Source organism: Streptomyces sp. BK022, assembly GCF_004217355.1.
Classification (GTDB): domain Bacteria; phylum Actinomycetota; class Actinomycetes; order Streptomycetales; family Streptomycetaceae; genus Streptomyces; species Streptomyces griseoluteus.
The window spans coordinates 555,264-579,952 of the sequence record NZ_SHKU01000002.1; the positions used below are offsets into that span (position 1 = coordinate 555,264).

Annotated in this window: 16 protein-coding genes; 9 read left to right on the forward strand and 7 right to left on the reverse strand. The window is 69.6% G+C overall.

Going from position 1 to position 24,689, the window contains the following annotated elements; translation table 11 throughout:
* Positions 1 to 305: 305 nt before the first annotated feature.
* Complete coding sequence (locus EV284_RS08675) at positions 306 to 2,888, forward strand: SpoIIE family protein phosphatase (RefSeq protein ID WP_130331987.1); 2,583 nt, start codon at positions 306 to 308, stop codon at positions 2,886 to 2,888.
* Here EV284_RS08675 and EV284_RS08680 read toward each other — a convergent pair.
* Complete coding sequence (locus tag EV284_RS08680) at positions 2,875 to 4,380, reverse strand: hypothetical protein (protein ID WP_130331989.1); 1,506 nt, start codon at positions 4,378 to 4,380, stop codon at positions 2,875 to 2,877. The genes EV284_RS08675 and EV284_RS08680 overlap by 14 nt on opposite strands.
* Positions 4,381 to 4,575: 195 nt before the next feature.
* Here EV284_RS08680 and EV284_RS08685 point away from each other — a divergent pair, with 195 nt between their 5' ends.
* The 7 genes from EV284_RS08685 to EV284_RS08715 all read left to right on the forward strand — a co-directional run bounded on the left by EV284_RS08685 (position 4,576) and on the right by EV284_RS08715 (position 15,547).
* On the forward strand, positions 4,576 to 6,744 hold the full coding sequence (locus EV284_RS08685; RefSeq protein WP_130331991.1) for an ABC transporter family substrate-binding protein: 2,169 nt from the start codon (positions 4,576 to 4,578) through the stop codon (positions 6,742 to 6,744).
* Between the two features lie 173 nt (positions 6,745 to 6,917).
* Positions 6,918 to 8,825 (forward strand): translational GTPase TypA, encoded by a 1,908-nt coding sequence (typA, locus tag EV284_RS08690; RefSeq protein WP_086692123.1) that lies wholly within the window; start codon positions 6,918 to 6,920, stop codon positions 8,823 to 8,825.
* Between the two features lie 421 nt (positions 8,826 to 9,246).
* Positions 9,247 to 10,281 carry an ABC transporter permease gene (locus EV284_RS08695; protein ID WP_130331993.1) on the forward strand — a complete coding sequence of 345 codons (1,035 nt, stop codon included), beginning with the start codon at positions 9,247 to 9,249 and terminating at the stop codon, positions 10,279 to 10,281.
* 117 nt (positions 10,282 to 10,398) lie between these two features.
* Positions 10,399 to 12,207 (forward strand): ABC transporter substrate-binding protein, encoded by a 1,809-nt coding sequence (locus EV284_RS08700; protein ID WP_130331995.1) that lies wholly within the window; start codon positions 10,399 to 10,401, stop codon positions 12,205 to 12,207.
* Positions 12,208 to 12,297: 90 nt separating this feature from the next.
* The gene (locus tag EV284_RS08705) at positions 12,298 to 13,278 is read left to right on the forward strand and encodes an ABC transporter permease (protein ID WP_130331997.1); all 981 of its coding nucleotides are present in this window, start codon (positions 12,298 to 12,300) and stop codon (positions 13,276 to 13,278) included.
* A 10-nt stretch (positions 13,279 to 13,288) separates the two neighbouring features.
* Positions 13,289 to 14,347 carry an ABC transporter ATP-binding protein gene (locus tag EV284_RS08710; RefSeq protein WP_130331999.1) on the forward strand — a complete coding sequence of 353 codons (1,059 nt, stop codon included), beginning with the start codon at positions 13,289 to 13,291 and terminating at the stop codon, positions 14,345 to 14,347.
* A 75-nt stretch (positions 14,348 to 14,422) separates the two neighbouring features.
* Entirely contained in the window at positions 14,423 to 15,547 is a 1,125-nt protein-coding gene (locus tag EV284_RS08715) for an oligopeptide/dipeptide ABC transporter ATP-binding protein (RefSeq protein WP_130332001.1), read from the forward strand.
* 18 nt (positions 15,548 to 15,565) lie between these two features.
* Here the strand turns inward: EV284_RS08715 and EV284_RS08720 are convergent, their stop codons facing one another.
* The 6 genes from EV284_RS08720 to EV284_RS08745 all read right to left on the reverse strand — a co-directional run bounded on the left by EV284_RS08720 (position 15,566) and on the right by EV284_RS08745 (position 22,592).
* Positions 15,566 to 16,339, reverse strand: coding sequence for a class I SAM-dependent methyltransferase (locus tag EV284_RS08720; protein ID WP_130332003.1), 774 nt, complete (start codon positions 16,337 to 16,339; stop codon positions 15,566 to 15,568).
* A 151-nt stretch (positions 16,340 to 16,490) separates the two neighbouring features.
* Positions 16,491 to 17,534, reverse strand: coding sequence for a dipeptide ABC transporter ATP-binding protein (locus EV284_RS08725; RefSeq protein WP_130332005.1), 1,044 nt, complete (start codon positions 17,532 to 17,534; stop codon positions 16,491 to 16,493).
* Between the two features lie 26 nt (positions 17,535 to 17,560).
* Positions 17,561 to 18,598, reverse strand: coding sequence for an ABC transporter ATP-binding protein (locus EV284_RS08730; protein WP_130332007.1), 1,038 nt, complete (start codon positions 18,596 to 18,598; stop codon positions 17,561 to 17,563).
* A 49-nt stretch (positions 18,599 to 18,647) separates the two neighbouring features.
* On the reverse strand, positions 18,648 to 19,628 hold the full coding sequence (locus EV284_RS08735; RefSeq protein WP_130332009.1) for an ABC transporter permease: 981 nt from the start codon (positions 19,626 to 19,628) through the stop codon (positions 18,648 to 18,650).
* A gap of 94 nt (positions 19,629 to 19,722) precedes the next feature.
* Positions 19,723 to 21,480, reverse strand: coding sequence for an ABC transporter substrate-binding protein (locus EV284_RS08740; protein WP_130332011.1), 1,758 nt, complete (start codon positions 21,478 to 21,480; stop codon positions 19,723 to 19,725).
* Between the two features lie 83 nt (positions 21,481 to 21,563).
* Complete coding sequence (locus EV284_RS08745) at positions 21,564 to 22,592, reverse strand: ABC transporter permease (RefSeq protein WP_207228974.1); 1,029 nt, start codon at positions 22,590 to 22,592, stop codon at positions 21,564 to 21,566.
* A gap of 470 nt (positions 22,593 to 23,062) precedes the next feature.
* Here EV284_RS08745 and EV284_RS08750 point away from each other — a divergent pair, with 470 nt between their 5' ends.
* Positions 23,063 to 24,685, forward strand: a complete 1,623-nt coding sequence (locus EV284_RS08750; RefSeq protein ID WP_130332013.1) for an ABC transporter substrate-binding protein — start codon at positions 23,063 to 23,065, stop codon at positions 24,683 to 24,685.
* Positions 24,686 to 24,689: the final 4 nt, after the last annotated feature.

Here is a 24,689-nt window from a genome sequence, read left to right on the forward strand (position 1 = left end):
CGACCCGGAGCGCGGGCGGGTGCATCAGGGGCACGGCGGGGTGAGCCGGGGGTACGGACGGGGTGCGCGCGCCCCCGCGTGGGTCGGCTCGTGCCCCGGTGCGCAAGCGCGTTGCCGGGCGCGTGGTTCGAGGCCGTGTTCGCTGGTTAGAAGACTGGAAGTGTTGTCGCAGCGCGGGCCGGAAGGCACCCGTACCGAGCTGTGATCGTGAACACCGTGTTGTGCGGCGCCGTAGTGCTGGATACTGCGGGCAGCCGCCCCCGGTGACCGGTGCCGGACGCGGTGAGCTGGAGGGGACGGTTCGCGTGAGCGAGATACCAGCGAAGGCCACGGAGTCCGAGGACCCGTCGGGCGGCGCGAGGAGCCGGGCCGCCGAGGAGGCGGCCCCCGCTGACATGTGGCAGAGCAGTCCGCCCGGCTCGATGTACGACTACATAAAGGTCGCGTCCTTCTCCCTCAGTCCCGGCGGGCTGATCGAGCAGTGGAGCCTGCGCGCCGAACAGCTCTTCGGCATCCCCGCACACCGGGCCGTGGGGCTCGACCCGATCGAGGCGTTCGTCGACCCCGACCTGCGCAGTCGCGGCCAGCGGAAGATGGCCGAGATCCTGGACGGGCGGGAGTGGACCGGCGTGGTCCCCTTCCGCGTCCCGGACGGCGAGGACGGCTCGCGCGGCGAGGAGGGCATGGCGGAGGTCTACGTCATGCCCACCCGCACCGCCGAGGGCGACAAGGCCGCCGTCTGCATCGTGGTGGACGTGCGGACCCTGCGCAGCATCGAGACCGACCTCGCGGCCTCGCAGGCGATATTCGGCCAATCTCCCTTCGGGTTCCTGCTGATCGACACCGATCTCCGGGTGCGGCGGGCCAACACCCGGTTCGCGTCGATCTTCGGCGGCACTCCGGACGACCACCGGGGCAAGGGCGTCCACGACTATCTGCCGCGCGCCGAGGCCGACCGGGTCTCGGCCACCATGCGCCGGGTGCTGGAGTCCGGCGAGTCCATCACGGACATGCACGTCACCGGCTTCGTGCCGGACTCCGACGAGCGCCGGCACTGGTCCATCAACCTCTACCGCGTGCACAGCGGCAGCGGGCGCCCCATCGGCGTGGCCTGGCTCGGTACCGACATCACCGCCCGGCGCGAGGCCGCCCGCGAGGCCGCCTCCGCGCGGCGCAACCTCGCGCTGCTCAACGAGGCAGGCGCCCGCATAGGGAACTCGCTCGACCTGGAGACGACCGCCCGCGAACTTCTCGACGTGGTCGTCCCCGGCTTCTGCGACCTGGCCACCGTCGACCTCTACCAAGCCCTGCTGACCGGCGACGAGGCCCCGCCCAAGCTGGCCGACGGCAGCGCGGAACTGCGCCGGGTCGCCTTCGCCAGCGCCGTCTCCGACGCCCCCTTCGGCGGCTCGGGGGAGCGGGTGGAACTGGGCGCGGTGCACCGCTTCCCGTTCAACTCCCCGTGCGCGGACGCCCTGCGCACCGCCCGGCCGCAGCGGGTGCCCGCCGAGGAGGGCGGCCTGGTGCAGTCCACGCTCGCCGTGCCGATGGTCGCGCACGACACCGTGGTGGGCATCGTGCAGTTCGCCCGCACCAAGGGCAGCGAGCCGTTCGGGGACCGCGACCGGGACCTCGCGGTGGAGCTGGCCGCGCGCGCCGCCGTCTGCATCGACAACGCCCGGCTCTACCGCCGCGAGCACGAACGCGCGCTGATACTCCAGCGGTCCCTGCTCCCGCCCGGCGACCCCGAGGCGTCCGGCCTGGACATCGCCTGCCGCTACCTGCCGGGCAACGCGGCCACGGAGGTCGGCGGCGACTGGTTCGACGTCATCGAACTCCCCGGCCACCGCACGGCGTTGGTGGTCGGCGACGTGATGGGACGCGGCCTGCGCGCGGCCGTGGCGATGGGTGAACTCCGTACGGCGGTACGCACCCTGGCCCTGCTCGATCTCGAACCGGCCGAGGTGCTCTCCGCGCTGGACGAGATCGCCCGGGGCCTCGGCACCCCCGGCGGCGTCCAGCAGGCCACCCGCGCCGCCCGCCAGCCGCGCGACGCCGACCTGTGCGAGGTCTACCTCGCCACCTGTGTGTACGCGGTCTACGACTCCGTCACCCGGCGCTGCACCTTCGCCAACGCCGGCCATCTGCCGCCGGTGCTGGTGGAGCCCGGCGAGGCCGCGCTGATGCTGGACGTGCCGCCCGGCATGCCCCTGGGCGTGGGCGGCGAGCCGTTCGAGGAGGTGGAGGTCGAGCTGCCCGAAGGCGCCCTGCTCGCCCTCTACACCGACGGTCTGGTCGAGTCCCGCGACCACCCGCTGGACGAAGGGCTCCAGGCGTTCGTGCAGGCGCTCACCGACCCCTCCCGCCCCCTGGAGGACGTCTGCGACCACGTCCTGAACAGCCTGGACACCCGGCACGGCGAGGACGACATCGCGCTGCTCATGGCCCGCGTCCAGGGCCTGCCCACCGAGTCGGTCGGCGACTGGACGCTGCCCCGCGAGCCGCGCAGCGTGGGCCGGGCCCGCGAGTACGCGCGGGCGCAACTGCTGAGCTGGGACCTGGAACCCCTGGTCGACACCACGGAGCTCCTGGTCAGCGAGCTGGTGACCAACGCCCTGCGGTACGGAGAGGGCGAGATCAGGCTCCGGCTGCTGCTGGACCGCACCCTGGTGTGCGAGGTGTGGGACGCCGGTCTGGTCCAGCCCCGCAGGCGCCGTGCCCGCGACACCGACGAGGGCGGACGGGGCCTGCAACTGGTCGGCCTGCTCAGCGCCGCCTGGGGCTCCCGCCGCACCCCGCGCGGCAAGACGGTCTGGTTCGAGCTGCCGCTCCCCGGCGCCGACAGCCCCCTGACCGACCCGGCGGAGGCCCTGCTCAGCCTGTTCTGAACCGTCGGCGGGTCTCCGGGCCGCCGAACGCCACCGGCGGGCCCCCGTCCGGCTCCGCGCCGAGCAGCACCCCGCCGAGGACCGCCCCGGTGGTCCCCTCGGTGCCTGACTCCGGCAGGCCGTGCGCCCGTACGTCCCGTTCGGCCAGTTCCAGGGCCCGGCGGGCGAGGACGGCGGCTTCGACGGGGTGGGGGGCGGCGAGGGTGCGTACGGCGGCCGCGAGGAGGGAGCGGGGATCGGTGCCCACCGCGCCCCGGTGCACCGCGACGAAGTCCTCCGCCTCGCCGAGGGCGGCCCGCGCCACCAGCTCGGCCGCCGTGTCCAGCACCCCGCTGCGCGCCCCCGGCAGCCGGACCAGGGCGCGGGTGATCCGGCGCAGCGCGTCCAGCGGGTCGTACGGGCCCGCCGTCAGCTCCGCACGTACGGCGGCCAGGGTGTCGTCGGCCCCCGACGGCACCGGTGTGTCCGTCGCCCGCGCCCGCGTCAGCACCGCCTCCGCCCCGGTCAGCGCGGCCGGTACCAGTGCCGCCGCCTCCCGCAGCCGACGAGCCGTGCGGTCCGCCCCCGCCACCAGGATCCCGGCCTGCGCCACCGAGCCCTCGGCGGCCCGGAGCTGACGTACCGCGCGCCCCCGCTCGCCCGAGTCGGCGGCACGGCGGGCCTCGTTCAGCCGGGCGGTGGCGAACACCAGCCGGTCCATGGCCTCTTCGGCGCACCCGGCGGCCCGCGCGCCGGCCGCCGGCCCGTACCGCTCGCCCAGGTCCGCCACCGTGGCCCGCGCGCCCGCCGCCCGTGCCGTAAGCCGGCGGAACGCCCCCTCCGCCACCCCGAGGGCCGGGCCCACCTCGGCCCAGCGCAGCCGGTCCAGCTCCCCAGCCCGCGCGTCCAGCACCCGCCCCGCCTCCGCACACCGGCCGACGACCCCGGCCAGGGTCTGCCCGCGGTCGCCCAGGTCGCGGGGCTCGCCCTCCTCGTACCGGTGCCACAGGGCGAAGGCGGCGGAGAGTTCCGTGCGGGCGGTGTGGACCGCGTGGCGGAAGGGGGCGAGGGCGCGCTCGTCCAGGAGCGCGGCCGCGAAGGGCAGCTCCTCCTCGCTCGCCCGCACGCTGTCGTCCGCCTCGACCAGGGCCGCGCGGGCCCGGCGGTCGGACTCGGCCGGGGTGGGGGCGGCAGGTGCCGAGGAGGCGGCGCCGGACGCGCGGCGGCCCCTGCGTACGTAGCCGTACGCGGCCACCGCCCCGGCGGTGCCGAGCACGGCGACGGGGAGGATCAGGTCGACGGCGGAAGACTCGTCGTCCCGGGGAGCGGCGGGAATGGCGGGAGCGGCGCGGGCGGTGCGGTCAGGGGACGCGGTCGCCGGCTCCTGCGCCGCGAGGACCGGGAGGGCCAGCCAGCCCGCCCCGGCGACCGCGCCGACGAGCGCGTGCGCGACCCGCACGCGTATGTGCGCCGTGGCGTGCCGGGGGCGCCCCCGGAACAGGGAGGACGTCACTTTGGGAGCGTATGGGCGGGTTCGCGGCCCCGCGAGCGGGCGGGGTTGCGCCGCACGGGTGGGGTTGCCGCGCGGCGCGGTCGTGTCGCCCCGTTTCCCCCGGTGCGGTCGTTTTCAGTGGGCGCATAGATCTGATCAGCTCCATATACCGCCAAAAGTGATCAACACGGCCGCGGCCTTCCGGAGGTAGCAGAGATGTCCCACGACGGCGTCGGCTCACGCGCGGTCCTGCGCGCGACCGCCTTCCTCACCGCGGGCGCCCTCGCGGTGCCCCTCCTCGCCGGCTGCGGCTCGGACGAGAAGGCCGGCCACCCGCTGGCCGGACCGGACATCGCCCACGTCACCCGCGCCGACGTCGCCGAGGGCGGCACCGTGAAGTGGGCCGTGGACGCGCTGCCGGAGACGCTCAACGCCTACCAGGCCGACGCCGACGCGGGCACCACCCGGGTCGCCCAGGCCACCCTCCCCTCGATGTTCCAGCTCGACGCGAACGGCCGGCCGGCGGTGAACTCCGCCTATCTGGAGTCCGCCAAGGTCATCGAGACCGAGCCGCGCCAGGTCGTGCTGTACAAGCTGAACCAGCAGGCCGTGTGGAGCGACGGCCGGGAGATCGGCGCCGCCGACTTCCTCGCCCAGTGGCGCGCCCTGTCCGGCAAGGACAGCGCCTTCTGGACCGCCCGCAACGCCGGGTACGACCGCATCTCCAAGATCGAGCGCGGTGCCAGCGACCTCCAGGTCCGGGTCACCTTCTCCCGCCCGTACGCCGACTGGAAGTCGCTGTTCTCCCCGCTGTACCCGAAGGACGTCATGGGCACCCCGGACGCCTTCAACGACGGCGCCCGGCGGAAGCTGAAGACCACCGCGGGCCCCTTCCGGGTGGACAAGGTCGACACCGCCGGCAAGGACGTCGTCCTCACCCGCAACCCGCGCTGGTGGGGGCAGCCCGCCAAGCTCGACCAGATCGTGCTGCACACCGTCCCGCGCGAGGAGCGGGCCGGCGCGCTGGCCGACGGCAAGGTCGACGTCGCCGACGTGGACGCCGCCACGGCCGGGCGGATCGGCGGCGCCGCCGGAGGCGCCGGGACCGGCAGCCCGCTCGCGGGCGGCGGCAAGACCTCCGCCAAGAAGCTCCGCTCCTGGGCGCTCGCCCACGGCCTGGCGGCGGAGAAGGTGGAGCACGCCGGGCGGAAGAAGCTGCGCAAGGCCATCACCCGGTACCTGGAGGAGCAGGACGGGCTCCGCTCCTACGAGGTGCGCAAGTCCCTGGAGCCCGCCTACACCCAGCTCGCCCTGAACGGCGCCGGGGGCGTGCTCGCGGACGAGCGGGTCCGCCGGGCGGTGGCCCGCGCGCTGGACCGCAAGGAGCTGGCCAAGCTGGTGCTGACCCCGCTCGGCCTGCCCGCCGAGCCGGTCGGCAGCCACCTGGCGCTGGAGGGCCAGCCCGCCTACGCCGACAACAGCGACGCCCTCGGCGGCCAGGACACCAAGGAGGCGCAGGCCCTGCTCTCGGACGCCGGGTGGGTACCGGGCGGCCCCGTCAAGGCGGAGAAGAAGGCGGAGAAGGCCGCCGGACCGGAGAGCGGCACCCAGGACGACGACGACCGCTCCGAGGGCGGCAAGGACGGCGAGTACATCGTCGGCGAGGACGACAAGAACACCGACGGCAAGAACGAGCACGGCGACGGCAGCGGCCGCCACCTCGCCCAGGACGGCAAGCAGTACACCGGCCAGGGTGGTGCCCCGGGCGCCTACGCCCCCAAGGGCACGGCCGCCCCGGCGGGCGCGGTCAACGGACCCCTCGCCAAGGACGGGCAGGCGCTCAACCTCCGCTTCGTGCTCCCCACCGGGGCGGGCTCGGAGACCCTGAACACCGTGGCCGGGCGGATCTCCGCGATGCTGGAGAAGGTCGGCATCCGCACCACCCTCATCAAGGTCCCGGACGAGAGCTACTTCAAGGACCACATCGCGGCCGGCGACTTCGACCTCGCCCTCTACTCCTGGCCCGCCTCCGCCTTCCCGGCCACCGACGCGCGTCCGATCTTCGCCAAGCCCGCGCCCGCCGCCGACGGCTCGGTGAACGTCGAGCAGAACTACACCCGGGTCGGCACCGACCAGGTGGACCAGCTCTTCGACCAGGCCGCCTCGACGCTGGACGAGGACGAGTCCCGCGACCTCATCCGCAAGGCCGACACCCGCATCTGGGCGGCGGCCGGCTCCATCCCGCTCTACCAGCGCCCCCAGCTCGTCGGCGTGCGGAAGACCCTGGTCAACACGGGAGCCTTCGGCTTCCAGACCCCGGTCTACGAGGACATGGGCTTCCTCAAGAAGGGCGCGAAGGTCTCGCCCTCTCCGAGCGGGAACTGACGCCCGGCCCCACCCCTGATTTCCCCCGGAAACCGGGCCCCGTGGCCCTGCGGAGGCCGTCCCCCGCAGGGCCACGTACCATGGGGTGAGGCCGTGGCGTGTCCAGCCCGGCAGGTCCCGCGCTAGAGAAACCCGCGCAGGGCAGTCCGCACACTCCGGGAGTACGCCGCAATATGGCCACGCGCCACGACATCCGTAACGTCGCCATCGTCGCCCACGTCGACCATGGCAAGACCACCATCGTCGACGGCATGCTGAAGCAGGCCGGCGCGTTCGCCGCCCACCAGCTCGACTCCGTCGACGACCGCATGATGGACTCGAACGACCTGGAGCGTGAGAAGGGCATCACGATCCTCGCCAAGAACACGGCGGTGAAGTACCACCCCAAGGACGGTGGGGACCCGATCACGATCAACATCATCGACACCCCCGGCCACGCCGACTTCGGTGGCGAGGTCGAGCGTGGTCTGTCGATGGTCGACGCGGTCGTCCTGCTCGTCGACGCCTCCGAGGGCCCGCTGCCGCAGACCCGCTTCGTGCTGCGCAAGGCGCTCCAGCAGCGGCTGCCCGTCATCCTGTGCATCAACAAGACGGACCGCCCCGACTCGCGCATCGACGAGGTCGTCAACGAGACCTACGACCTCTTCCTCGACCTGGACGCGGACGAGGAGCAGATCGAGTTCCCCATCGTCTACGCCTGCGGCCGTGACGGCATCGCGTCGCTGACCAAGCCGGAGAACGGCACGGTCCCGGCGGACTCCGACAGCCTGGAGCCGTTCTTCTCCACGATCCTGGAGCACGTCCCGGCCCCCACGTACGAGGAGGACGCGCCGCTCCAGGCCCACGTCACCAACCTCGACGCGGACAACTTCCTCGGCCGTATCGCGCTGCTCCGCGTCGAGCAGGGCGAGCTGCGCAAGGGCCAGACGGTCGCCTGGATCAAGCGCGACGGCACCGTCCAGAACGTCCGCATCACCGAGCTGATGATGACCGAGGCGCTCACCCGCAAGCCGGCCGAGGTGGCGGGCCCCGGTGACATCTGCGCCGTCGCCGGTATCCCGGACATCATGATCGGTGAGACCCTCGCCGACCCGGAGAACCCCGTCGCGCTCCCGCTGATCACGGTGGACGAGCCCGCGATCTCCATGGTCATCGGCACCAACACCTCGCCGCTGGTCGGCCGTGGCGGCACCGGCAAGGGCGCGGACGCCAAGTCCGCCGTCAAGGACCGCAAGGTCACCGCCCGCCAGGTCAAGGACCGTCTCGACCGCGAGCTGATCGGTAACGTCTCCCTCCGCGTGCTCGACACCGAGCGCCCGGACGCCTGGGAGGTCCAGGGCCGTGGTGAGCTGGCGCTCGCCATCCTGGTCGAGCAGATGCGCCGCGAGGGCTTCGAGCTGACCATCGGCAAGCCGCAGGTCGTCACGCAGATGATCGACGGCAAGGTGCACGAGCCGGTCGAGCGCATGACGATCGACGTCCCCGAGGAGCACATGGGCGCGGTCACGCAGCTCATGGGCGTCCGCAAGGGCCGGATGGACAACATGTCCAACCACGGCTCCGGCTGGGTCCGTCTCGAGTTCGTCGTCCCGTCCCGCGGCCTCATCGGCTTCCGTACGGAGTTCCTCACCAACACCCGTGGTACGGGCATCGCCCACTCCATCCACGAGGGCCACGAGCCGTGGTTCGGCACCCTGACGACCCGTAACAACGGCTCGCTCGTCGCCGACCGCGCCGGTTCCGTCACCGCGTTCGCGATGACGAACCTCCAGGAGCGCGGCGTGCTCTTCACCGAGCCGGGCACCGAGGTGTACGAGGGCATGATCGTCGGCGAGAACTCGCGCTCCGACGACATGGACGTCAACATCACCAAGGAGAAGAAGCTCACGAACATGCGGTCGGCGTCGGCCGACTCGTTCGAGGCGATCGTCCCGCCGCGCAAGCTCTCCCTGGAGCAGTCCCTGGAGTTCTGCCGCGACGACGAGTGCGTCGAGGTGACCCCGGAGGCGGTGCGCATCCGCAAGGTCGTCCTCGACCAGAAGGAGCGCGGCCGCACCGCGAGCCGTGCCAAGCACAGCTGACGACTGATCAACTCGGCCTCAGCGCCGGGTGACTGAGCCCGGCCGTCCCCATCTCGGGGGCGGCCGGGCTTTTTCGCAACCGAATTTGAGCCGCCGCCGGGGCGCCCGGTGTCCGGAACGCGGAGATCCTGAACCGATAGCCATGTAACACGTCCGTTTCGCGGCCTTCATCAGGGGAGCTGTTTGTCCGGTTTTTGGAAGTTCCGCCCGTCAGCTGTGACTGAATTGAGATTTAAAGACAGTGGTCGCCACTTGGCTCATGGCAGATAGTTAGCCGCGTACCGCTCGGGTCGAGAGGGAGCTGTTCGTCGCTTCCAGCGGCGTGATCCGGCCCTAGAACTACGCGCGTCCGACTGCGAGTTCGCGCGCTGTCCAGCAATTCCGGAACCTCCCGCACTCTAATCTGCGAAACGGACGAACCGTGACAAGTCCCATCGACATCGAGGGCGGCGGCACTTCGGTCGTCGTCGACGGCGAACCAGGGCCGCCGGCGAAGACCGAGACCGTCCAGCTCGAGGGCCGTTCTCCCGGCCGGCTGATGTGGATGCGCTTCAAGCGCGACCGCACCGGCGTGATCTCGGCCTGTGTCGTCATCTTCTTCTTCCTGGTCGGGCTGCTCGCCCCGCTGATCTCCAAGGTGTACGGCAAGGACCCGTACACGGTGTACGCGGACGAGCGTCCCGAGCTGTTCGACAGTGCGGGTGTGCCGGTGCAGCCCAACGGCGGTATCAGCGGCGAGTTCTGGTTCGGCCTCGAACCGGGCAACGGCTACGACGTCTTCACCAAGCTGCTGTTCGGCATCCGTACCTCGCTGATGATCTCGCTCGCGGTCACCGTCACCGTCGTCCTCACCGGCATCCTGCTCGGCGTCGCGGCCGGATACCTGGGCGGCCGCACCGACTTCGCCATCGGCCGGGTCATCGACTTCCTGCTCGCCTTCCCGGCGCAGTTGTTCTTCATCGCCAGCATGCCGGTCGTCGTCTCGTTGTTCGTCAGCCCCACCGACGAGACCCCCACCTACGTCCGGGTACTGGCGCTGATCATCGTCCAGTGGTTCCTCGGCTGGATGAGCCTCGCCCGCATCCTGCGCGGCACCTCGCTCGCCCTGCGGGAGCGGGAGTTCATCGAGGCGGCCCGGGTCAGCGGGGCCTCCTCGTGGCGGATCATCCGCAAGGAGATCCTGCCGAACGTGGTAACTCCGCTGCTGGTGCAGGCCACTTACCTGCTGCCCTCCTTCGTCACCGCCGAGGCCGGGCTCTCCTTCCTCGGCGTGGGCATCGTCGAACCGACGCCGGACTGGGGGCAGATGTTCTCCAAGGCGTCCACGGAACTGGTGATGCAGAACGACATCACCTACATGTTCTTCCCGGGCATCTCGATGATCATCTTCATCGTGGCGTTCAACCTGCTCGGGGATTCGGTCAGGGACGCGTTCGACCCCAAGACCGCTCGCTGACCGGTCACTTCACAGCACCACAGCACCACAGCACCTCGCACAGCACTACCAGCAGTTTCTTTCGCACTGGTGACACAGGAACGCACTGGTGACACAGAGATGGGTGGGAACCTCGTGATGAGTAGGGGCGGACGCCACACATACGGCGCACTCTCCGTGCTCGCGGCCGGAGCGCTTGTGCTCACCGGTTGCAGCAAGGGCGGCAGCGGCAGCGGCGACGACGACAAGAAGCAGCAGCAGAACGCCCAGCGCCAGCAGGCGCTGATCAAGTTCGGTGACGAGAAGGCGTCCACCGGACCGGCGGCGGAGGTGCCCGGCGCCAAGTCCGGCGGCACCCTGGAGGTCCTCCAGCGCGACAGCTACGCGCACCTCGATCCGGCACAGATCTACGTGTCCGACGAGGGCTCGCTCGCTACCCTGCTGCACCGCGGTCTCACCGGCTACAAGGCGACCAGCAACGACGGCAGCAAGCACGAGGTGGTCGGCGACCTCGCCACCGACTCGGGCACCACCACCGACGGCGGCAAGACCTGGAAGTACACGCTCAAGGACGGCATCAAGTTCCAGGACGGCACGCCGATCACGTCCAAGGACGTCCGGCACACCGTCGAGCGGCTCTTCGCGCCCTTCATCAACCAGGGCCCGACCTTCCTCCAGCAGTGGCTCGCCGACTCGCCGGGCGCGACCTACCGCAAGCTGCTCAAGGACGGCCCCTACAAGGGCAAGCACCTGCCCGACTCGGTGCTGTCGACGCCGGACGACAAGACGATCGTCTTCCACTTCAAGACGGCCCGCCCCGACCTGCCGTACGCGCTGGCCATGGCCGGCTACGGAGTCGTCTCGCAGAAGGGCGACACCAAGGAGCGCTACGACAAGGCGCCCGTGGTGAGCGGCCCGTACAAGATCGAGTCGTTCAAGTCCGGCAAGTCCATGGTGCTGGTGAAGAACACCAACTGGGACCCGAAGACGGACCCGATCCGGCACCAGTACATCGACAAGTTCAACTTCAGCTTCAACCAGCAGTACGAGGCGTCCACCAAGGCGCTGCTCGCCGACGGCGGTGCCGACCAGACCGGCATCAGCTTCAACAACCAGGTCGACGCGGGCAACCTGTCCTCGGTGCTCAAGGACGCGAAGCTGAAGTCCCGTACGGTCTCGGGCTACCAGTCGTTCGTCGGCCAGATGAACATCAACATGAGCCACAAGCCGATGCAGGACAAGACGGTCCGCGAGGCCATCGCCTACGCCCTGCCGGTCACCCCGTTCGTCCGCGCCTTCGGCGGCACCGACGCCATGGAGGTCGCGGGCGGTCTGATCTCCCCGACCGTCTCCGGCTACGACGCCTCCTTCGACCCGTGGGGCAAGAAGAAGAAGCCCGCCGGTGACGCGGCCAAGGCCAAGGAGCTGCTGAAGAAGGCCGGCAAGCTCAACATGAAGCTGACCTTCGGCTACGTCAACACCCCCGAGGGCCAGCAGTACTCCACCGCCATGGCGGCGGGCCTGAAGAAGGCCGGCTTCGACGTCCAGCGCCAGGAGATCCCGGCCGAGACGTACTACGACCAGGTCTCCAAGCTGAACAACAACTACGACATCTTCCACACCGCGTGGGGTGCCGACTGGCCGTCCGCCTCGACCGTCATCCCGCCGCTGTACGACGGCCGTGTGATCGCCGACGGCGCGCAGAACTACTCGCAGCTCAACGACCCGCAGGTCAACAGCGAGATCGACCGGATCAGCAAGATCACCGACCCGGCCAAGGCCGCGTCCGAGTGGGAGAAGCTCGACCAGCACATCGTGAAGGACGTCATCAACGTCGTCCCGACCGCGTACTACAAGCAGACCCAGATCGCCGGGTCCAAGGTCGGCGGACTCGTCTACGACGACGTGCTCAGCGGCGTCGACCCGCGTCGCCTCTTCATCAAGTAACCGCCCTCCCCGCCCGGCCTCCGGCGCGCCCTTCCAGGGCGCGCCGGGCGCCGGGCCCCGGACCGCCGACGTCAGAGAGCTGCCCCTGTCATGCTGCGCTTCCTCGTCCGCCGGACCCTCGGTGCCGTCGTCATCCTGTTCCTGCTGAGCATCGTCACGTTCGTCCTGTTCTTCGGCGTGCCCCGCGACCCGGCGCTGCTGATGTGCGGCAAGACCTGCAACCCCGATGCCATCGCGAACATCCACCACGTGCTCGGCCTCGACAAGTCCATCCCGGAGCAGTACCTGCTCTTCCTGCACAACCTGGTCATGGGCAGCGACAGCTTCGCCCAGGGGCCGTGCCCGGCACCCTGCTTCGGCTACTCGTACCACTCCAACGAGCCGGTCTGGGACACGCTGATCGACCGGCTGCCCACCACCGTCTCGCTGACCATCGGCAGCGCGGTGTTCTTCCTCGTCATCGGCATCGGCGCCGGTCTGGTGGCCGCCTGGCGGCGCGGCACCGTGCTCGACAAGGTGGCGACGGCCGGCGCGATGGTCATCTCCGGGATGCAGATCTACTTCCTCGGCCCGCTGGCCCTGGCGCTGCTCGTCTACCAGACCCACTGGTTCGAGAAGCCCGGCTACCACAACTTCACCGTGAACCCGCTGAACTGGTTCGCGGGACTGATCATCCCCTGGGTGATCCTCTCCACCATCTTCGCGGCGCAGTACACCCGTATGGCGCGCTCCTCGATGATCGAGCAGCTCCAGGAGGACCACGTCCGCACCGCCCGAGCCAAGGGCATGTCCCAGCGTTACGTGTTCTTCCGGTACGCCTGGCGCGGTTCGCTGATCCCGATCGTCACCATCTTCGGCATCGACCTCGGCTCGCTGCTCGGCGGCGCCATCATCACCGAGTGGACCTTCGGTCTGCCGGGCCTCGGACAGCTGTCCGTGCAGTCGGTGTACTTCAGCGACCTGCCGCTGCTGCTGGGCGTGATGCTGTTCGCCGCCGCCATGATCCTGCTCTTCAACATCATCGTCGACGCCGCGTACGCCTTCATCGACCCGCGCGTGCGGCTGTCCTAGGAGCACTGTCGTGACCACTTTGACCAAGGAGGCCGGTGTTCCGGCCCCGGCGGGCGACGGTCCGCTGCTGTCCGTGCGCGATCTGCACGTCAGCTTCAAGACCGAGGACGGCGTCGTACGGGCCGTGGACGGGCTCTCCTTCGACCTGGAGCGGGGCAGAACGCTCGGCATCGTGGGGGAGTCGGGCTCGGGCAAGTCGGTCACCAACCTGACCGTCCTCGGCCTGCACAACCCGATGTTCACCACCGTCGAGGGTGAGATCCTGCTGGACGGGCAGGAGCTGACGACCGCGCGCGAGTCGGAGATGGAGAAGCTGCGCGGCAACAAGGTCGCCATGATCTTCCAGGACCCGCTGACCGCGCTCTCCCCCTACTACACGGTCGGCCGGCAGATCGCCGAGCCGTACATGAAGCACACCGGCGCCTCCAAGAAGGAGGCGTGGAACCGCGCGGTGGAGATGCTGGGCAAGGTCGGCATCCCCAACCCCAAGGCGCGGGCCGGGGATTACCCGCATCAGTTCTCCGGCGGCATGCGCCAGCGCGCGATGATCGCCATGGCGCTGGTCTGCGACCCCGACCTGCTGATCGCGGACGAGCCGACCACCGCGCTCGACGTGACGGTCCAGGCGCAGATCCTCGACCTGCTCAAGGACCTCCAGCAGGAGTTCGGCTCGGGCATCATCTTCATCACCCACGACCTCGGGGTGATCGCGGACATGGCCGACGACATCATGGTGATGTACGCGGGCAGCGCGGTGGAGCGCGGCTCGGTCGACTCCGTGCTGCACCGGCCCGAACACCCCTACACCTGGGGCCTGCTGAACTCGATGCCGCGGCTCGACTCCGACCCGTCGATCGCGCTCACCCCCATTCCGGGCTCCCCGCCCTCGCTGCTCAACCCGCCCTCCGGCTGCCGTTTCCACCCCCGCTGTCCCTTCCAGGACCGGGTCGAGGGCAACCGGTGCGCGACCGAGCGCCCGCTGCTCGGCGCGGGGGAGTCGGCGTGTCATCTGACCCCGGCGCAGAAGCGGGACATCTTCGTGAACGAGATCAAGCCCCGGCTGGGCTAGGGCCCTTCTTCCGGATCACGCCGCGAGCCCGGCACGATCGACGAGACGCCCCCCAGGGCGCAAAGGAGAACCGTCATGACCAAGGACCTGCTCCTGCCCGCTCCGCGGGACGAGGGCGCCGACGCCGGGGGCGAACCGCTGCTGGAGGTCTCCGGGCTGACCAAGCACTTCCCCGTCAAGGGCGGCTTCCCGATCCGGCGGACCGTCGGCGCGGTCCAGGCGGTGGACGGCATCGACCTGTCGGTGCGGGTGGGCGAGAGCTTCGGGCTGGTCGGCGAGTCCGGCTGCGGCAAGTCCACCACCGGCCGGCTGATCACCCGGCTGATGGAGCCGACCGCGGGCACGATCTCGTACCGGGGCAAGGACATCAGCCGGGCCTCGCGCCGGGAGCTGGCGCCGATCCGGTCCGAGATCCAGATGATCTTCCAGGACCCGTACTCCTCCCTCAACCCTCGCCAGACGGTCGGCAAGATCATCGCCGGACCGATGGAGATCAACGGGATCGAGCCGCCCGGTGGCCGCGAGAAGCGCGTGCGCGAGCTGCTGGAGATCGTGGGCCTCAACCCCGAGCACTTCAACCGCTTCCCGCACGAGTTCTCCGGCGGCCAGCGGCAGCGCATCGGCGTGGCGCGGGCGCTCGCGCTGGAACCCAAGCTGATCGTGGCCGACGAGCCGGTCTCCGCGCTGGACGTCTCCATCCAGGCCCAGGTCGTCAACCTGCTCCAGAAGGTGCAGCGCGAACTCGGCATCGCCTTCCTCTTCATCGCGCACGACCTGGCCATCGTGCGCCACTTCTCGCAGCGTGTCGCGGTGATGTACCTCGGCAAGATCATCGAGGTGGGTGACCGGGACTCGATCTACACCCGTCCCCGGCACCCCTACACGCACGCCCTGCTGTCCGCCGTTCCCGAGGTGAGCGTGGCGGGCGAGCAGGCCCCGGCCCGCGAGCGCATCCGGCTGGCCGGTGACGTGCCCTCCCCGATCGACCCGCCCTCGGGCTGCCGCTTCCGCACCCGGTGCTGGAAGGCGCAGGACAAGTGCGCGACCGAGGAGCCGCCGCTGGTCCAGCTCTCCGGGAACCGGGCCGGCCACCTGACGGCCTGCCACTTCCCGGAGGAGCCGACGATCGAGGCCCGCGAGGAGGACATCATCCTGGACCCGGCGCTGGCGGCGCTGGAGGAGGACACCTCCAAGGACTGAGGCGGACACCTTGAGGGACTAGGGGGTGTCTCCCCGGTCCCCGCGCGCCCGTTCGTGCGCCCCTTCGGCGATGGTGATGATCTCCGGCGAAGCCGGGCCCAGCGGGCTCCGGTCCCAGTCGCCGTAGCGTGCCACGGTACGCAGCCCGGCCTCGGCGAGGAAGCGGTCCAGCTCGCCGGGGCCGAGGAAGCGGAGGGTGTTGCGGCCGACCCTCGGGGCCGGCCAGCTCTCGCACGCATAGGTCTCGGTGAAGCCGACGAGACCGCCCGCCGGGCCGTGCGTCACCTCGTGGTGGACCCGGACCTCGGCGCCGTCGGGGCCGGTGATGGTGCGCACCCGGTCCGGGGTCCAGCGCTCCCAGGGGCGGACCTCGGGGTTGCGGGTCTCGAAGACGAAGCGGCCGCCCGCCGCGAGCGCCTCGCGCACCGCACCCAGGCACTGCCGTACGTCCTCGTCCCGGACCAGCTGCTGGAAGGCGTGCCCGGTCATCACCGCGAGCGCGAACTCCCCCTTCCACCGGCGGCTCCGGGTGTCCCCGAGGACCCACTCGACGTCCGGGGCGCCTTCCCGGGCACGCACCAGCATCGCGGCGGCCGGGTCGAGTCCGGTCAGCCGTCCGGGGTGTCCCTCGGCACGGGCCCGGCGGAGCAACTGGCCGGTGCCGCAGCCGATGTCCAGCACGGAGTCCGCCGCGCGGATCAGGCCGAGGTGGAAGTCGTCGCCCGGACCCCAGGGGTTGAGGGTGTCGTAGTGGGAGGCGACCGAGAGGTCGTTGAAAGGCTGGGTCGGCACCGGGGCAGTCTCACACGGCCGTGGGAGCGGGCGCGGGCGATGGGGAAAGGTTCCGGCCAGGACATGGGAAAGGCCCGCGTCCGGGTGGACGCGGGCCTTCAGGGGCGGGTCGTCAGGGGTGGGCCCTCAGGAGTGGGCCCTCAGGGGTGGTTCAGACCGCTTCCTGGGGAGTCTTGGAGAGGCTGGTGACCGGGATGATCTCCTGCGTCTCCGGATAGTGGCAGGCCGTGAGGTGGCCGGCCTTGTTGCCCTCGGCCCGCGCGAGCGGCGGGGCCTCGGTCGCGCACTTCTCCGTCGCCTTCCAGCACCGGGTGCGGAAGCGGCAGCCCGACGGCGGGTCGATGGGCGAGGGCACGTCCCCGACCAGGCGGATGCGCTCGCGCGGGGTCTCGTCCACCGTGGCCTCCGGGACGGCGGAGAGCAGGGCGCGGGTGTAGGGGTGGCGCGGGTTCTCGTACAGGTCGTCGCGGTCGCCGATCTCCACGATCTTGCCGAGGTACATCACCGCGACACGCTGCGAGAAGTGGCGCACGATGGCCAGGTCGTGGGCGATGAACACGAAGGCGATGCCGAGTTCGCGCTGCACCTTCTGGAGCAGGTTGACGACCTGGGCCTGGATGGAGACGTCCAGCGCGGAGACCGGCTCGTCGGCCACGATCAGCTTCGGGTTCAGGGCCAGCGCGCGGGCGACGCCGATGCGCTGGCGCTGGCCGCCGGAGAACTCGTGCGGGAAGCGGTTGAAGTGCTCGGGGTTGAGGCCCACGATCTCCAGCAGCTCGCGCACGCGCTTCTCGCGGCCACCGGGCGGCTCGATGCCGTTGATTTCCATGGGCCCGGCGATGATCTTGCCGACCGTGTGCCGCGGGTTCAGCGAGGCGTACGGGTCCTGGAAGATCATCTGGATCTCGGACCGGATCGGCGCGAGGTCCTTGCGGCCGGCGTGCGTGATGTCCTTGCCCCGGTACGAGATCGTGCCCGCGGTCGGCTCCATCAGCCGGGTGATCAGCCGGCCGGTGGTGGACTTGCCGCAGCCGGACTCGCCGACCAGACCCAGGCTCTCGCCCTCGGCGACCTGGAAGTCCAGCCCGTCCACGGCCTGGACCGCGCCGACGGTGCGCCGGATCGGGAAGCCGCCCTTGATCGGGAAGTGCTTGGTCAGCCCGGAGACGTCCAGGAGGGGAGTGGTGTCGCTCATGGTGGTGAAATCCCGTCTCGTGTACGTCAGATGGCCTTGCTGGCGGCAAGGTCGGCGAGGAACTCACGGCGCTGGCCGTCGGAAAGGTGGCAGGCGTTGCCGCGGCCGTCCTCGATCTGGAGCAGCGGGCGCTCGGTGGCGCACCGGTTGCCCTCCACCTCGGACGCGAAGGCGCAGCGCGGGTGGAAACGGCACCCGGTGGGCGGGTTCAGCAGCGAGGGCGGGGAACCCGGGATCGGGTTGAGCGGCACGTCGACCGGGCCGTCCAGAGTCGGCATGGAACCGAGCAGACCCCAGGTGTAGGGGTGCTGCGGGGAGCGCAGCACCTCCTCCTTCGGGCCGCGCTCCACGCAGCGGCCGCCGTACATCACCAGCACGTCGTCGGCGATGTCCGCGATGACGCCCAGGTCGTGGGTGATGAAGATGATCGAGGTGCCGAACTCCTGCTGGAGGTCCTTGAGCAGGTCCATGATCTGGGCCTGCACGGTGACGTCCAGCGCCGTGGTCGGCTCGTCCGCGATCAGGAGCTTCGGGTCGCAGACCAGGGCCATGGCGATCATCGCGCGCTGGCGCATACCGCCGGAGAACTCGTGCGGGTAGTTGTCGACCCGGCGGTCCGGCTGCGGGATGCCGACCCGGCGCAGCATCTCGATCGCCCGCTCCCGCGCCGCCTTCTTCGAGGCGCCGGTGTGCTTGCGGTAGACCTCGCCGATCTGGGTGCCGATGGTGTGGTACGGCGACAGCGAGGCCAGGGCGTCCTGGAAGATCATCGCCATCTTGTTGCCGCGGAGCTTCTCCAGCTTCCGCTCCGGGGCGCCGAGGAGCTCCTCGCCGTCCAGCCGGATCTCGCCCTCGATCTCGGTGTGGTCGCGGTCGTGCAGGCCCAGGATCGTCAGGTTGGTGACGGACTTGCCGGAACCCGACTCGCCCACGATGCCGAGCGTCTGGCCCTTGGCCAGGTCGAAGGTGAGTCCGTCGACGGCCTTGACCATGCCGTCCTCGGTGGAGAAGTGGACCTTGAGGTCCTTGACGGAGAGGAACGGCTGCTGATGGGTGCTCGTCACGGGGACGCTCCTGGGGGTGATGCGAGGGGGGTAGTCGGACGGGCGGAGGTCAGGCGAGCCGGATGCGCGGGTCGATCAAGCCGTAGACCGCGTCCACGATGATGTTGAAGACGACGATCGCGCCGGCCGACAGCAGGGTGACGCCCATGAGCATGGGCAGGTCGCTCTTCTCCACCGAGTCCACCGCGAGCCGGCCCACTCCCTGGAGGCTGAAGGTGTACTCGGTGATCATCGCGCCGCCGATGAGGGTGGCCAGGTCGATGCCGAAGATGGTGACGATCGGGCCCATCGCGCCGCGCCAGGCGAACCGGAAGAACACGTTGGCTGCGGAGAGGCCCTTGGCGCGGGCGGTGCGGACGTAGTCCTCGCTGAGCGTCTCCACGAGCTGCGAGCGCGTCATGCGGGTGTAGTTCGCGGTCCAGATCAGCGCCAGCACCAGCCACGGCAGCAGCAGGCCGGAGGCCCAGGCGGCCGGGTTCTCGGTGAGCGGCGTGTAGGACGGGTTGTCCAGGATGTCGAGCTTGGCCACCAGGAAGTACATCGCGATGTAGCCGATGAAGTAGATCTGGAGCGAGGAGGCGACCAGCGAGGCCGAGCTGGCCAGCTTGTCCTGCCACTTGCCCTGCTTCACCGCGGCGATCATGCCCGCGCCGATACCGAAGATCAGGAAGACGACGGCGGAGCCGAGGGCCAGCGACAGCGTCAGCGGGAGCCGGTCCAGGATCGTGCCGAGCACGGGCTCGCGGTTGGCGAAGGAGTACCCGAGGCACGGGGCGCTGCAGTCGCCGAAGTCGCCGTAGCTGCGCCCGACGAAGATGCCCTTGATCCAGTACCAGTACTGCACCGGGACCGGGTGGTCGATGCCCAGGTTGTGCCGCACCTGCGCGAGCATGTCGGGCGTGCAGTTCTTGCCGCACGACATCGTGGCGGGGTCACGCGGGATGGCGTAGAAGAGCCAGAAGGTGACGGCGCTGATGATCAGCAGAATCACCAGCGCGCCGAAGACTCGGCGGACGAGGAAGCGGAGCATGGGGCGTGACTTTCCGGACGGGGCGCCGTCGCCGGGGTGAGGGGGGCCGGTGGGGGCGGCCCGGTCGTGGCCGCCCCCGATGGGTCGTGCGCGCTTACTTCATGGCGTAGAGCTTGCAGAGCGCGACGCAGGTGTTGCCCGAGTCGTAGATCACGTTGCCGACCTTGGACCCGTGCATCCAGTTGCGGATGGAGTGGTAGTCCGGGACCACGGCGGCCAGCTCCATGATCTGGCGGTCGACGGCGCCCCACGCCTTGTTGGCCGCCTCGACGTCCGCGATCTTCGACGCGGCGTCGATCGCCTTGTTCACGCTCGGGTCGTTGAGCTGGGCGTAGTTGCTGCGGCCGTCGCCGATGTTCTTGCCGCTCCAGCAGGGGTAGAACACGGAGTAGCCGTTCGGCCAGTCCGGGCTCCAGCCGGCGGCGAAGAGGTCGTAGCCGTTGTCGATCTTGCCGATCTGGGTGTAGAAGGTCGACTTGTCGATCTGCTTGTTGACGACGACGAAGCCGGCCTCCTCCAGCGCGTTCTTGATCTGGACGGCCTGCTTCACCATGTTGTCGGACTGCTGGTAGGCGATGACCAGCTTCTGGCCGACCTTGCCGGCCTCCTTCAGCAGCGCCTTGGCCTTGGCCGGGTCGCCGCCGGGCTTCTTCGTGGTGCCGTACAGGTCGAAGTCCGAGTAGCCGGGGGTGACCGGGCTCAGGATCGTGCTGGCTATCTCGCTGGTGGCGCGGCCGCCGCGGATGGTCTGGAGCTGCTGGTGCGGCCAGGCCCAGTTGATGGCCTGGCGGACCTTGAGGTCCTTGATCCGAGTCATGTTGATCGGCCAGTAGTAGGTGACCGTGTCCACCGCGGTGAGGACGCGCTTCTTGAGCTTGGCGTCGGTCAGCACCTGGGCCACGCGCTCGGCGGCGACCTCGTTGAAGATCGTCATCGCGTACTGGTCGTTGCCGCGGTCCGAGATGAAGCGGTCGGTCGAGGCGACGGGCTGGAAGCCGAACTGGAAGACGTACTTGTCCGGGTAGTTGTTGCGGATCGAGTCCGTCTTCGGGTCCCAGTGCTCGTTGCGCACGTAGGTCATCGACTTGCCGATGCTGCGGCTCTCGATGCGGTACGGGCCGCAGGAGAAGGGGTGCTTGTCGTACTTCTCCTTGGTGTCCTTCTTCTTGGACACGAGGGAGTAACCACGCATGGCGAGCGTGTAGTTGAAGTCGGCGCGGGGCTCGGTGAGACGGAAGGTGACCGTCTTGCCCGAGATCTCGACGGAGTCGAGCTTCTTGCCCTCGTAGGGGCCCTTGTACTTGTCGCCGCCGACCAGCCACTGCTGGACGTAGCGCGGACCCTCGGTGACGAAGCCGGCGAAGAGGCGCTCGAAGGTGTGACGGACGTCGTCCATGGAGAGGTCGGAGCCGTCCTCCCACTTGATGCCGTCCTTCAGCGTGAAGGACCAGGTGCGGCCGCCGTCCTTCATGGTGCCGGCGTCCGTGGCCGCGTCACCGACCAGGGTGCAGCCGCCCTTGTCGTCGATCCGGTAGCCGGTCAGACCGCGCATGATCGGCACGGTGATGGCGGCCTCGGTCGAGACGTAGATCTGGGCCGGGTCCATGTGGTCCATGTCGAACTGGTCGAGCGAGTAGACCGTCCCGCCCTTGACCGCGCCCGGGACCTCGGGGGCGGGGCCCGCCGAGTCGGCCTTGGTGCCGACCGGGATGTTCATGGTCTTGCCCTTGCTCACGGACGGGACCTGGGGGCCGGAACCCTTGCCGTCACTGCTGCCGCAGGCGGTCAGCACACTGGTGGAGGCCGCGGCCACACCGGTGGCGATCAGGAAGTTCCTACGGGAAAAAGCCATGCTGAGCCTGCCTGTGAGTTCAGATTCGGACGATCGGAGTCAGCCGGACGTTTTGAGGGACCGGGACGGGTGGAGCTGGCCTGCTACCGCTTCGACTTCGGGTCGAGCGCGTCACGCACGGAGTCGCCGAGCAGGTTGAACGCGAGGACGAAGATCACCATGGAGATACCGGGGAACAGCATGAAGGTGATGTCCTGGGAGTAGAACGAGGCGCCGCGGCCGATCATCACGCCCCAGTCCGGGGTCGGGTCGGTGATGCCGACGCCCAGGAAGGCGAGGCCGGCCTCGGCGGTCACGTAGGCCGGGAGCATCAGCGTGGACTGGATGAGGATGGGCGTCCACAGGTTGGGCAGCAGCTCCTTGAACACGATGCGCCGGGGGGAGGCGCCGGTGACCTTGGCGGCCTCGACGAACTCCCGCTCGCGCAGGACCAGTACCTGGCCGCGCAGCAGACGGGCGATGGATGCCCAGCCGAACGCCGCGAGCACGATGATCAGCGAGATCGACACCAGCCAGGTCGGGACGTTCTCGTCCGGGGCGATGAAGATGCCGTAGATCACGGGCATGAAGGCGATGAAGAACAGCGTGGACGGGAACGACAGCACGATGTCGATGATCCGGCCGACGAAGTAGTCCGTCTTGCCGCCCAGGTAGCCCGCCGTGACACCGACTACGACACCGACGACCGTGGTGAGGATCGTGGCGGCGGCGGCGATGCCCAGCGACGTACGGATGCCGTAGAGCAGGAAGGTGAAGACGTCCCGCCCGAGCTGGGGCTCGACGCCGAACCAGAACTCCGAGCTCATGCCGCCGTTGGCGCCGACCGGGTAGGAGAACGCGTCCAGCAGCTCGGGCCGCTCGCTCGCGTAGGTGGTGTACGGGTTCTTGCCGTACAGCTTCGCTATGAGCGGCGCCGCTATGGCGATCAGGAAGAAGAAGAGGACGACGAAGGCGGACACGACGCCGGTCCGGTCGCGCTTGAAACGCTTCCAGGCGAGTCGGCCGGGGGACCGGCTCTCGCTGCCCTTGGGGCCGTCCGGAGTACCCGACTTCTCGACGGGAACGTCGGTCACCTCAAGCGCGGCAGCCGCCGATGGAGTGGGGGTGGTCATTGGTGCTCCTGGCCCAAGGGAGGGTCTGAGGACTCCGCAGGGTGCTCCCCTACGGGCTACGCCGGACTTTTTCAACGCAATTCATTCAAGGTCAATAAATTCTCGGTCGACTTGGCGTGCTCTTTACCTTCTTTACCTCTGCCTGACGCATCCGTAGCTACGCGTGTAGCGCGACCGTAACCAATCCGTGCTTCACTTCGGGTTTTTCGGGCAAATCAACCAATGAGTTCGATATGCGGACGGCGAGGTATCGAAATGCGTACATCCACGCGTCCCGATCCAACGTTTCGGCAACGTTGCGCGGCGATCCATTGCGTCTTGTCCGCAAGATCACCGAGGGCGTGCCGGACCTGCCTGCATATGGCTGACGTGTCCCCCCAAAGGCGGGGCAATCGGGCGGCGGGCATGCGGGATGTCCGCGACAGGCCGATATTGACCGTTAACGGTGAGGTGATTCCTGAGGAGGCAGCATGCGCGGATTCACGCACGCCCGATGGTTCGTCGGCGCCGCCGCGGTGATGCTCGTGGCCACCGGGTGCGGCGGGGGAGCGAGCGGGGCGGCGGACGGCGGCATGCTCACCTCCTCCTGGGGCGACCCGCAGAACCCGCTGGAGCCGGCCAACACCAACGAGGTGCAGGGCGGCAAGGTGCTCGACATGGTCTTCCGGGGCCTGAAGCGGTACGACCCGAAGACCGGCGAGGCCCAGAACATGCTGGCCCGGTCGATCGAGACCACCGACTCCCGGCACTACACCGTGAAGCTCAAGGAGGGCTGGACCTTCTCCAACGGCGAGAAGGTCACCGCCCGCTCCTTCACCGACGCCTGGAACTATGGCGCGAGCCTGAAGAACAAGCAGAAGAACGCGTACTTCTTCGGCTACATCGAGGGCTACGACCAGGTGCACCCCGAGATGGGGAGCCGGCACGCGGACACCCTCTCCGGGCTCAAGGTGGTCGACGACCACACCTTCACCGTCACCCTGAACCAGAAGTTCTCCGGCTTCCCCGACACCCTCGGCTACGCCGCCTTCGCCCCGCTGCCCCGCGCCTTCTTCACCGACCACGCCGCCTGGCTGAAGACCCCGGTCGGCAACGGCCCGTACGCCATCGAGTCCTACACCAAGGGCTCCCAGATGACCCTGCGCAAGTGGAACGGCTACCCCGGCGGGGACAGGGCGCTCAACGACGGGGTGATCCTCAAGGTCTACACCGACAGCAACACCGCCTACACCGACCTGATGGCCGGCAACCTCGACCTCGCCGACGACATCCCGGCCGCCCAGCTGAAGAACGTCAAGACCGACCTCGGCGAGCGGTACATCAACACCCCGGCCGGCATCATCCAGACCCTGGCCTTCCCGTACTACGACGAGCGCTGGAACCGGCCCGGCATGGAGAAGGTCCGCACCGGGCTCTCCATGGCCATCAACCGGGACCAGATCACCAAGACCATCTTCCAGCGCACCCGCACCCCCGCCACCGACTGGACCTCACCCGTCCTCGGCACCGACGGCGGCTTCAAGGCGGGCCTGTGCGGACGCGCCTGTACCTACGACCCGGCGACCGCCAAGCGGCTGGTGCGGCAGGGCGGCGGCATCCCCGGCGGCTCCCTGAAGCTCACCTACAACGCGGACACCGGCTCGCACCGGGAGTGGGTCGACGCGGTCTGCAACTCCATCAACCACGCCCTCGGCGACGACAACGCCTGCGTCGGCAACCCGGTCGGCACCTTCGCCGACTTCCGCAACCAGATGGGGCAGCACAAGATGAGCGGCCCCTTCCGGGCGGGCTGGCAGATGGACTACCCCCTCATCCAGAACTTCCTCCAGCCGCTCTACTTCACGGGCGCCTCCTCCAACGACGGCCAGTGGTCCAACTCCGAGTTCGACGAGCTGGTGGACCGGGCCAACGCCGAGACCGACCCGGCCAAGTCGGTCGCCACCTTCCAGCAGGCCGAGGAGGTCGTCCGGGACAACATGGCCGCCATCCCGCTCTGGTACCAGAACGGCAACGCGGGCTACTCCCAGCGGCTCACCGGCGTGCAGCTCAACCCGTTCAGCGTGCCGGTGTACAACGAGATCAAGGTGAGCTGAGCGC